Origin of the sequence: Streptomyces sp. MA5143a (assembly GCF_900290235.1) — a bacterium.
Lineage (GTDB): Bacteria > Actinomycetota > Actinomycetes > Streptomycetales > Streptomycetaceae > Streptomyces.
The window spans coordinates 1-9,266 of sequence record NZ_OLMK01000016.1 but is presented as its reverse complement, the minus strand read 5'-3'; the positions used below and the strand labels follow the sequence as shown (position 1 = coordinate 9,266).

Genomic DNA, 9,266 nt, shown 5'->3' with positions numbered 1-9,266 from the left:
CAGGGGCGCGGGGAACTGCGCGAGAAGCCCCCACCCACCCGCACCCGCCGATGAACCTCGCTGTCCACCCCCGAGGTGTCCCGTCCCGGAATCCGGACACGAGTTGCGGCGCGACGATCACCTCGCGTACGTTCTCGTTCAGGTCATGAGTGACAGCCCATAGCCCCGGCTGGCTGTCCGGCAACCCTCCTTCCGTGGCGGGGTGCCCCGGGTGAAGACCGGGCCGTAGGCAGCGAGGTCTACGGCAAGCGCGGCTTCGAGGGAGTTCTTCCGTGAGCAAGCGAATGCGATAGGGCCGCCGAGCCCCGCCTCCGCGCACCCTTCTTCCTTCCTTCAGCGTGCCTTTCTTCGGCATGCCCTCTCACGGGAGTTCCCCATGTCTGTCTCCAGTGTCTCCAGCCTTGCCGCCGACCAGTCCGTTTGCTCTCCTCTGTCCGTTCTCGGCCGGGATGTCACCGTCCCGCTCGTCACCGGCGGCGAGGTCACCTACGCCGCGCTCGACTACGCCGCCAGTGCCCCCGCGCTCCAGCGGGTCTGGGACGACGTGGCGGCGTACGCGCCGTACTACGGCAGCGTGCACCGGGGCGCCGGGTACCTCTCCCAGCTGTCGACGGACCTCTTCGAGAACGCCCGGAAGACCGTCGCCGCGTTCCTCGACTGCCGGGCCGACGACCAGCTGGTCTTCACCCGCTCCACCACCGACTCGCTGAACCTCCTGGCCGCGGCCCTGCCCGCCGACTGCCATGTCTTCGTGTTCGAGACCGAGCACCACGCCTCGCTGCTGCCCTGGCGGGACGCCCGCGTGACGTATCTGGACGCCCCCCGGACGCCCGCCGAGGCCGTCGCCACGCTGGAGCGCGCCCTCGCCGACCGGGACCCCCACGGCCCGGCGCTGGTCTGTGTCACCGGCGCCTCCAACGTCACCGGAGAGATCTGGCCGCTGCGTGAACTGGCCGCCGCCGCGCACGCGCACGGCGCGCGGATCGTGCTCGACGCCGCGCAGCTCGCACCCCACCACCCCGTCTCCGTGCAGGACCTGGACGTCGACTGGGTCGCCTTCTCCGGGCACAAGCTGTACGCGCCCTTCGGCTCCGGCGTCCTCGCCGGGCGCGCCGACTGGCTGCGGGAGGCGGACCCGTACCTCGCGGGCGGCGGTGCCTCCCGCAAGGTGACCCGGCGGACGGACGGGGGCGTGGACGTCGAGTGGCACGAGACCGCCGCGCGCCACGAGGCCGGCTCGCCCAACGTCATCGGCGCGTACGCCATCGCCTCCGCCTGCAAGGCCCTCACCGAGGCCGGGTTCGACACCCTCGTCGCCCGTGAGCGGCACCTGATCGCCACGGTCCGCGCCGGGCTCGCCGAGGTGCCCGAGGTCCGGGTGCTCTCTCTGTTCGGCGACGACGCGCCCCGGGTCGGGGTCATCTCCTTCGTCGTCGACGGCTGGAACAGCTCCCACTTCGCGGCGGCCCTCTCGGCGGAGTACGGCATCGGTGTCCGCGACGGCCTGTTCTGCGCCCACCCGCTGGTCCGCACCCTGCTCGGCAGCGACCCGCACACCCAGGGGGAGTGCGGCGCGCCCGAGGCCGCGCCGGGCGAGAAGTCCCTCAACGCGATCCGGGTGAGCTTCGGCGCCGGCACGCCCGACGAGCACGTCGAGCGGTTCGTGGGCGCGGTCAGGGAACTCGTCCGGGACGGTGCCCGGTGGAACTACCGCACCGAGGACGGCCGTTGCGTCCCCGCCACCTGACGTCCCCTGTTGCCACCCTGCCCCAAAGGACAACTGTTCGAGGCCGAGCGGGGCTGCCTAGGGTGGGCGGGCGGCCGGTCTTCGCGGCCGCTCACTACGGGGAGTACGGATGAAGCGTGGGATGAAGGGGCTCGTGATCGCCTCCGCCATGACGGCGGGCATGGTGCTGGCGGGCGGGATCCAGGCGGACTCGGCCGAGGCCGCCATGGGCGACTGCAAGCCGAAGGGCTCGCTCTGCCTGTGGGACGCCAAGAACTACAAGCACACCATCTCGTACTACAAGGTGAACGCGGTGGCCGACTACAAGTGCGGCAGAGGGGCGTGGGTGCCGCCGTACGCCGACCATCCCACCCACAAGCGGCTGCCGCGTTCGACATGGAACCGGACCACCAAGACGTGGTACGGCAAGGACAGCCGGGGCAAGGACCGTCAGATCGTGCGCAAGACCGGGATGCGCGGGTCGACCGATCCGGACATCAGTGCCTACAGGTCGATCAAGAAGTGGTGCTGGAAGTGACCCCGGGAGACCATGTCCGGGCGATCGTCGAACGGCCGTAGCGGCCCTTCGGCAGCTCGACGCGGCGGGCCCTCCTCCGAGGGGGCCCGCCGCGCGGCGTCTGCGCGGCCCGTCGTCGGCCCTGGTCAGCCGTCCAGGCCGATGGCGAACGCGGCCTCCAGGTCGTGCTGCGAGTACGTGCGGAACGCCACGTGCGTGTCCGTCCCCAGCACCCCGGGGATCTTGCTGATGCGCCCGGGGATCACCTCGGCGAGGTCCTCGTGGGCCCTGACCCGGACCATGGCGACCAGATCGTACGTACCGGTCACCGAGAACACCTCGGTCACCGACTCGATCGCGGCGATCGACTCCGCGATCTCCGGGATCCGGTCCACGCTGGTCTTGATGAGCACGATCGCGGTGATCACGGCTGGTGTTCTCCCTCGGGGGCCGGAGCGGGGGCATTCGCTGTCACTCTAGTCCTCCGTCCATAACGCCCCCACGCGTAGACGAACCCCAGTCCGAACCCGACGAGGTGTGCCAGATAGGCGACCCCCGGCCCGGACGTCTCCCGGCGCGCGGCCAGCCACTGGAGGGTCACCCAGAACGGCAGGGTCACCCACGCCGGGAACCGCAGCGGCAGGAAGAACAGGAACGGGAACAGGCTCGTCACGCGCGCTCCGGGGAACAGGAAGAGGAACGCGCCGAGGACGGCGGAGATCGCCCCGGACGCGCCCACCAGTGACTGCTGCGACCCGGCGTGCGCGCCCGCGTACGCCACCAGGGCGAGGTACCCGCAGACCACGTAGAAGAGGGCGAACTCCACATGGCCCATGCGTTCCTCGGCCATCGCCCCGAAGACGAAGAGGAACAGCATGTTGCCGAGGAGGTGCAGCCAGCTGCCGTGCACGAAGAGGGCCGTGAGGGGCGTGAGGGCCGCGCGGGGCGTGCCGGCGAAGAGTTCGACCGGTACGACACCCCAGCGGCGGAAATAGGCCCGCTGCGCGGCGAGCAGCTCGTCCCCGGCTCCGTACACGGGGTTCAGGCCCGCGGCCGGACCGATCAGGAAGACCAGACAGCAGGCGGCGATCAGTCCGTACGTCACGGGCGCCGACTCGTTCCGCACGGTCCGCTCGACCGGCCGCCCCGCCCCGGGGGCGGACCGGGGCCCGAAAACATGTGCGCTCCACTTGCCGATCATGAGCAGAGCATGACGTAACGGGACCCACCCGCACAGACCGCCTCGCCGCCGAGGGGGTTCGCCGTCGCCGCCGGAGGCACTCCATGGGCGGACGGGCGGCGAGTACCGGTCAGGCCGTAGGGTTACGAGCCACACGCACCGGGAGTCCGGCGCGCGCATCACGGAGACTGGAAGAAGGAAGAGCAGCCACGATGACGGTTCCCCTGCCGACGGCCACGACCCGCTGGCGCTGCACCCTCTGCGGCAATCTCACGCGGTTCGACGTGACCCGCTCGTCCAAGGTCGTCGAGTACGTTCACCTGGACCTCGCCGGGGAGCCGAAGGTCGAGGAGCGCGAGGTGGTCAGTGAGACCATCGAGTCGGTCCGCTGCCGCTGGTGCAACGCCGTGGACCAGGTGGAACTCGTGGACAGGCCGGGCGCCGGCTCCTGAAGACGTGGGTCCCCGCTCGCGCGAGTCGGGAGCGGCCCAGGGGCCCGCACGGAAATGGGGTGTGACGGATGGTGGAGACCGCAGGCGGGGGGCCGGGCGACGGCACCGCTGAGGTGCTCGACCGTCCGCTGCCCGAAGGCGTGCGCCGGCGTGTCGTACAGATCGTGTCGGACGGGTTCGGCGGCCTGACCGTCGCCGAACTGCCCGCGCAGCTCCGGCAGTACGCCCGGTTCGCCCCGAACCGCCGGGTGAAGTTCGCGGGCAACGCCATGGCGGCCGCGGTCGAGGGCGACACGCTTTTCAGACAGCGGATCGCGGAGCGGTTCCGCGAGGCCCACCCGGAACTGGCCGGCGCCCTGGACACGGGCGCACCGCCCCCGGCCGCCGACCCGCTGGACGTGGCGGCTGCCGCGTACGTCCTGCGCCCCACGGGCTGGGTGAAGCTGGTCGCCGCGGCCGGCGAGGAGGCCCAGCGGGCGGACGCCGAGCGGGCCGACGAGGAGAGCCGCGCCGAGCTGGAGCGGCTGCGCGAGCAGCTCGCGGAGGCCCGTGACCACACGAAGGCCGAGACCGAACGGCTGCGCCAGGAGCTGGAATCCGCCAAGAAGGACGCCGACTCCCTGCACCGCAAGCTCCGGGCGGCCCTCAGCGACGTCAAGCGCGGCGAGGCCGCCCTGCGCAAGCAGAACGCCGAGATGGAGGCCCTGCGCGCCGAGAGCCACGCCCAGGTGTCCGCCGCCGAGAGCGAGACCCGGCGGCTGAAGGCCCGGCTCGGCGAGGCGGAGGCCGCCCTGGAGGCCACCCGGCGGGCGGCCCGCGAGGGGCGCAGCGTCGAGGACATGCGCGTACGGCTGCTGCTGGACACCGTGCTGGACGCCGCCCAGGGCCTCAGACGGGAGCTGGCGCTGCCGCCGGTGTCCGTACGGCCCGCCGAGACCGTCGACGCGGTCGAGCCGGGGCGGATGACGCCGAAGGACATCGCCGCCCGCGCGCTGTCGGAGAACGATCCGGCGATCCTGGACCAGCTGCTCGCGCTGCCGCAGGCCCACCTCGTGGTCGACGGCTACAACGTCACCAAGACCGGCTATCCGCAGATGCCCCTGGAGAAGCAGCGGTTGCGGCTCCTCGGGCAGCTGTCGCAGCTGGCCGCGCAGACCGGCGCCGAGGTCACCTGTGTCTTCGACGGGGCGGAGCTGGCCGCGCCCGTGCTGCTCGCACCGCCGCGCGGGGTGCGGGTGCTGTTCTCCAAGCCCGGCGTCACCGCCGACGAGTTGATCCGGCAGCTGGTGCGCGCCGAACCGCCGGGGCGGCCGGTCATCGTCGCCTCCACCGACCGAGAGGTGGCCGACGGCGTCGCCAAGGCGGGCGCGCGCCCGGTGGCGTCGGCGGTGCTCCTGAAGAGGCTTTCCTGACCCTTCGGCCACATCCGCGCCAACCGCAACGTACGGGCGGTATGACCGAATTGACGGAACTGTTGCACAACGTAGCGTCAATCGAGCATTACTGCATGTGTGTTGAGTGTAAATAGTGCGCCGGGGGACGGGATTTTTGCTGTGTGGGATTTGAAGTGATCACCATTAGGTCACTAGGGTCTGGGCTCAAACCTCTGGACGGGTGATCGTTGCCGCCGGTCCCCCTTCGGGCGGGCGATCGCTCACAAGAAGGAGTTCACCTACCGTGGCGTCCCACCGTCGACCCAAGCAGCCGAGCCGTGCGCGAGTGAGCGTGCTCACCACCGCCGCCGCCGCTGCCGTGGCCCTGACCTCGCAGGCGGCCAACGCCGCCCCCAGCGACAAGCCGAGCAAGGAAGAGGTCAAGGCCAAGGTCGACGCGCTCTACGAGGACGCGGGCCGGGCCACCGACAAGTACAACGGGGCCAAGGAGAAGCAGGAGAAGCTCCAGAAGGAGATCTCCACCATCCAGGACAACGTCGCCCGCGGCCAGGAGGAGCTCAACGAGCTGCGCGAGGGCATAGGCCTGGCGGCCAGCGCCCAGTACCGCACGGGCGGCATCGACTCCTCGATCCAGCTGTTCCTCTCCGCCGACCCCGACGACTACCTTGACAAGGCCGCCACCCTGGACCAGTTGAGCGGCCAGCAGGTCGAGCAGCTCAAGAAGATCCAGGAGAAGCAGCGGGCGCTCGCCCAGCAGCGCCAGGAGGCGGCCGAGAAGCTCGAGGACCTCGCCGAGACCCGCGAGACCCTGGGCAAGAAGAAGAAGGAATACCAGAGCAAGCTCGCCGCGGCGCAGAGGCTCCTCAACAGCCTCACCGCCCAGGAGCGGGCCGACCTCGCCGAGGACGAGCAGCGCGCCAGCCGCGACGCCGGCGAGCGCGTCGAACTCGGCAAGGACGCCCCCGCCTCCGGGTATGCGGCCGCCGCGCTCGCCGCCGCCGACACCCAGCTCGGCAAGCCGTACGTCTCCGGTGGCAGCGGCCCCAACTCCTACGACTGCTCCGGCCTCACGCAGTGGGCGTACGCGCAGGCCGGTGTGTCGATCTCCCGGACCACGTACACCCAGCAGAACGACGGCACGAAGATCGGCCGCGACCAGCTGATGCCGGGCGACCTGGTGTTCTTCAACAACCTGGGCCACGTCGGCCTCTACGCCGGCAACAACACGGTCATCCACGCCCCCTACCCGGGCAAGGTCGTCCGCTACGAGTCGATGGACACCATCGGTTCCTTCCAGTTCGGCGTCCGCGTCGTCGGTTGACACACGCGCGGCTCGAACGAGGCCGGTTGTCACACACCGTGACAACCGGCCTCGTCGTCCTTCAAGATCAGGACACAATGCCGCCCGAACGGGGGAATTCCCGCACCTCGTACTGACCCCTCGTCCCGCTGGTGACCTGCGTCCCGAGCAAGGTGTCACGCTCCGTGCCCGCGGAGGTCTTTGGCTGTGACCGGGTCGCGCGGCTACTGTCGGCCGCGCCTTCCTCACCCGCCGTGAGAACGCCCCCGCGAAGGGGCACCTCGACGCCGTGCCGGGGGAGGATCCTGTCCGCCGTCGAAGGGAGTGCGGCTTCCCGTGGGGTCCCACAGTCGTCTTGTACCGTCCGGGTTCGACCGGGGCGCAGCCGCCGCCCTGGGCGTGCTGTCCGCCGCGGCCGCCGCGCTCGGCGCCATCCCCGTCCAGCAGGCCGCCGCCGCGCCGCACGACAACTCCACCCGCGCCGAGGTGGACCGGCTGTACGAGCAGGCCGAACGGGCCACCGAGGCGTACAACAAGGCCGACGAGCGCGCCGACGAGCTGCGCGACCAGGTCGGCGCCGCCCAGGACGCCATCGCCCGCAAGCAGGACAGCGTCAACACCATGCGGGAGTCCCTCGGTTCGCTCGCCGGCGCGCAGTACCGCTCGGGCGCCCTCGATCCGTCGCTCGCCCTGCTGTTCTCCACCGACCCGGACGACTACCTCGCCAAGGCGTCCGCGCTCGACCGGATCAGCACCCACCAGGCGGGCGAACTCCGCGACCTCCAGCAGGCGGTGCGGGAACTCGCCCAGAGGCGCCACGAGGCCACCGGGAAGCTCGCCGAGCTGGAGAAGAGCCGCAAGGCCGTCGCCGCGCACAAGCGGACCGTCGAGCGAAAGCTCGCCAAGGCCCGCGAACTCCTCAACTCCCTGCCCGACGAGGAGCGCGCGGAGTACGACCGCGCCTCCCGCTCCGGCCGCGCCGAGATGGAGCAGGAGACCCCCGAGCCCTCGGGTGCCGTCGCCCCCAACGCCCGTGCCGCCACCGCCGTCTCCGCGGCCCGCTCCGCCCTCGGCAAGCCGTACATCTGGGGCTCCACCGGCCCGCACGGCTTCGACTGCTCGGGTCTGATGGTGTGGTCGTACGCCCAGGCAGGTGTCGCGCTCCCGCGGACCTCGCAGGCCCAGCGGTACGCGGGCACCCAGGTCCCGCTCTCCCAGGCCCAGCCGGGAGACCTGGTCACCTACCGCTCCGACGCCAGCCACGTCGGTATGTACGTGGGCAACGGCCAGGTCATTCACGCCCCCTACCCGGGCGCCCCCGTCCGCTACGACCCCGTCGGCATGATGCCCGTCGCCTCGGTCACCCGCCCCTGACCGCGGCCCCCGCCGTGTCGAGGCCCGGCCGCCCCGTCCCAGGGACGGCCGGGCCGCCGTACGATCGGGAACGTGGCTGGTCGAAGGCGTGCGCTCGCGGACGGCGCGGGAGTCTGTCTCGCGCTGACCCTGCTCGCCGGCTGCGGCGGCGCGGCACCGGACTCCGCGCGCGCCGACGTCGAGGCCATGCTCGACCGGCGGGCGACGGCGGTCCTCGAACGGGACGCGGCCGCGTACCGGGCCACGGAGGAGCCGGCCGACACCACGAGCGGTCAACGAACCACCGGGGCGGCCGAGTTCGCGAACCTCCGCGCTCTGCCGCTGGCCTCCTGGTCCTACGACCTCACCGGCTTCCGGCGCACCGGCGACCGGGCGACGGCCGAGGCGGCCCTGCGCTACCGGATACGCGGCTACGACAAGGCGCCCGTCACCGCCGTACGCACACTGAGCCTGGCGCGGGACGACGACGGCCGCTGGCGGGTCGCCTCCGACGAGCCGTCGGACCAGGGCACCGAACAGCTGTGGGAGCAGGGGCCGATACGGGCCGTCCGCGGTGAGCGGAGCCTGGTGCTCGGGGTGGGCCGGTCGGAGGGGGACCTGCGGGAGTACGCCCGGCTGGCGGACCGGGCCGTGCCCGCCGTGACCGAGGCGTGGGGCGAGGACTGGGCACGACGGGTCGTCGTCCTCGTCCCGCAGTCGCTGGAGGAGATGGCGGCACTCCTCGGGGCGCCCGCGTCCGGCTACCGGGGGATCGCCGCCGTCACCACCGGGGAGGCCTCAGGCGCGGCCAGGGCACCCGCCGACCGGATCATCGTCAACCCCGACGCGTACGCGGTGCTCGGCGCGTTCGGCAAGCAGGTCGTCCTCACCCATGAGACGACCCATGTCGCCACCCGTGCCCACACCAACGCCGCCACGCCCCTGTGGCTCTCCGAGGGGTACGCCGACTGGGCCGGCTACCGGGCGACCGGCCGCACCGCGCCGGAGGTCGCCCCGGAGCTGCGCAGGGCGGTGGCCGCGGGGCGGGTCCCCGGCGCGCTGCCGACGGACGCCGACTTCGGGTTCACCGGCGACTCGGGCCGGCTCGCCCGCGCCTACGAGGGCGGCTGGCTCGCCTGCCGGCTGATCGCGGACCGCTGGGGCGAGGTACGGCTCGACGAGTTCTACCGCGCCGTCGGAGCCCACGGGAAGCGCCCCGGGGCCGTGGAGGGCGCCCTGAAGGACGTCCTGGGCACGGACCTGGCCGCCTTCACCGCGCAGTGGCGGGAGTACGTGCGGGCGCAGCTCCACTGACCGCCGGGCTCCTGCGCGGGAGCGGTGGGA

The 9,266-nt window shown here is 72.1% G+C and carries 9 protein-coding genes and 1 riboswitch; of the genes, 7 read left to right on the top strand and 2 right to left on the bottom strand.

The features are described from left to right. Positions 1-141: 141 nt before the first annotated feature. Positions 142-257, top strand: a riboswitch (SAM riboswitch). A 119-nt stretch (positions 258-376) separates the two neighbouring features. Both SMA5143A_RS08515 and SMA5143A_RS08510 read left to right on the top strand, forming a co-directional pair. Continuing rightward, positions 377-1,747 carry an aminotransferase class V-fold PLP-dependent enzyme gene (locus SMA5143A_RS08515; protein ID WP_107462299.1) on the top strand — a complete coding sequence of 457 codons (1,371 nt, stop codon included), beginning with the start codon at positions 377-379 and terminating at the stop codon, positions 1,745-1,747. Positions 1,748-1,856: 109 nt separating this feature from the next. Next, positions 1,857-2,264, top strand: a complete 408-nt coding sequence (locus SMA5143A_RS08510; protein ID WP_146193889.1) for a hypothetical protein — start codon at positions 1,857-1,859, stop codon at positions 2,262-2,264. 125 nt (positions 2,265-2,389) lie between these two features. Here SMA5143A_RS08510 and SMA5143A_RS08505 read toward each other — a convergent pair whose 3' ends face one another. Both SMA5143A_RS08505 and SMA5143A_RS08500 read right to left on the bottom strand, forming a co-directional pair. Beyond that, positions 2,390-2,671, bottom strand: a complete 282-nt coding sequence (locus tag SMA5143A_RS08505; RefSeq protein WP_107462297.1) for an Lrp/AsnC family transcriptional regulator — start codon at positions 2,669-2,671, stop codon at positions 2,390-2,392. Next, on the bottom strand, positions 2,668-3,444 hold the full coding sequence (locus SMA5143A_RS08500) for a rhomboid family intramembrane serine protease (RefSeq protein ID WP_258193449.1): 777 nt from the start codon (positions 3,442-3,444) through the stop codon (positions 2,668-2,670). The genes SMA5143A_RS08505 and SMA5143A_RS08500 overlap by 4 nt, the downstream gene beginning before the upstream one ends. 191 nt (positions 3,445-3,635) lie before the next feature. Here SMA5143A_RS08500 and SMA5143A_RS08495 point away from each other — a divergent pair, with 191 nt between their 5' ends. The 5 genes from SMA5143A_RS08495 to SMA5143A_RS08470 all read left to right on the top strand — a co-directional run bounded on the left by SMA5143A_RS08495 (position 3,636) and on the right by SMA5143A_RS08470 (position 9,236). Beyond that, positions 3,636-3,875, top strand: coding sequence for a hypothetical protein (locus SMA5143A_RS08495; RefSeq protein ID WP_055541554.1), 240 nt, complete (start codon positions 3,636-3,638; stop codon positions 3,873-3,875). A 68-nt stretch (positions 3,876-3,943) separates the two neighbouring features. Then, positions 3,944-5,287, top strand: a complete 1,344-nt coding sequence (locus tag SMA5143A_RS08490) for an NYN domain-containing protein (protein WP_107462295.1) — start codon at positions 3,944-3,946, stop codon at positions 5,285-5,287. Positions 5,288-5,552: 265 nt separating this feature from the next. Beyond that, a complete protein-coding gene (locus SMA5143A_RS08485) occupies positions 5,553-6,590 on the top strand; it encodes a C40 family peptidase (protein ID WP_181361790.1) in 1,038 nt (345 codons plus the stop codon). 315 nt (positions 6,591-6,905) lie between these two features. Then, on the top strand, positions 6,906-7,943 hold the full coding sequence (locus SMA5143A_RS08475) for a C40 family peptidase (RefSeq protein ID WP_107462292.1): 1,038 nt from the start codon (positions 6,906-6,908) through the stop codon (positions 7,941-7,943). Positions 7,944-8,015: 72 nt separating this feature from the next. Beyond that, the gene (locus SMA5143A_RS08470; protein WP_107462291.1) at positions 8,016-9,236 is read left to right on the top strand and encodes a hypothetical protein; all 1,221 of its coding nucleotides are present in this window, start codon (positions 8,016-8,018) and stop codon (positions 9,234-9,236) included. Positions 9,237-9,266 lie beyond the last annotated feature (30 nt).

Coding starts and splice junctions, on each gene's coding strand:
- SMA5143A_RS08515 (WP_107462299.1), top strand. CDS start 377: ATGTCTGTCTCCAGTGTCTCCAGCCTTGCCGCCGACCAGTCCGTTTGC.
- SMA5143A_RS08500 (WP_258193449.1), bottom strand. CDS start 3,444: ATGATCGGCAAGTGGAGCGCACATGTTTTCGGGCCCCGGTCCGCCCCC.
- SMA5143A_RS08495 (WP_055541554.1), top strand. CDS start 3,636: ATGACGGTTCCCCTGCCGACGGCCACGACCCGCTGGCGCTGCACCCTC.
- SMA5143A_RS08490 (WP_107462295.1), top strand. CDS start 3,944: ATGGTGGAGACCGCAGGCGGGGGGCCGGGCGACGGCACCGCTGAGGTG.
- SMA5143A_RS08510 (WP_146193889.1), top strand. CDS start 1,857: ATGAAGCGTGGGATGAAGGGGCTCGTGATCGCCTCCGCCATGACGGCG.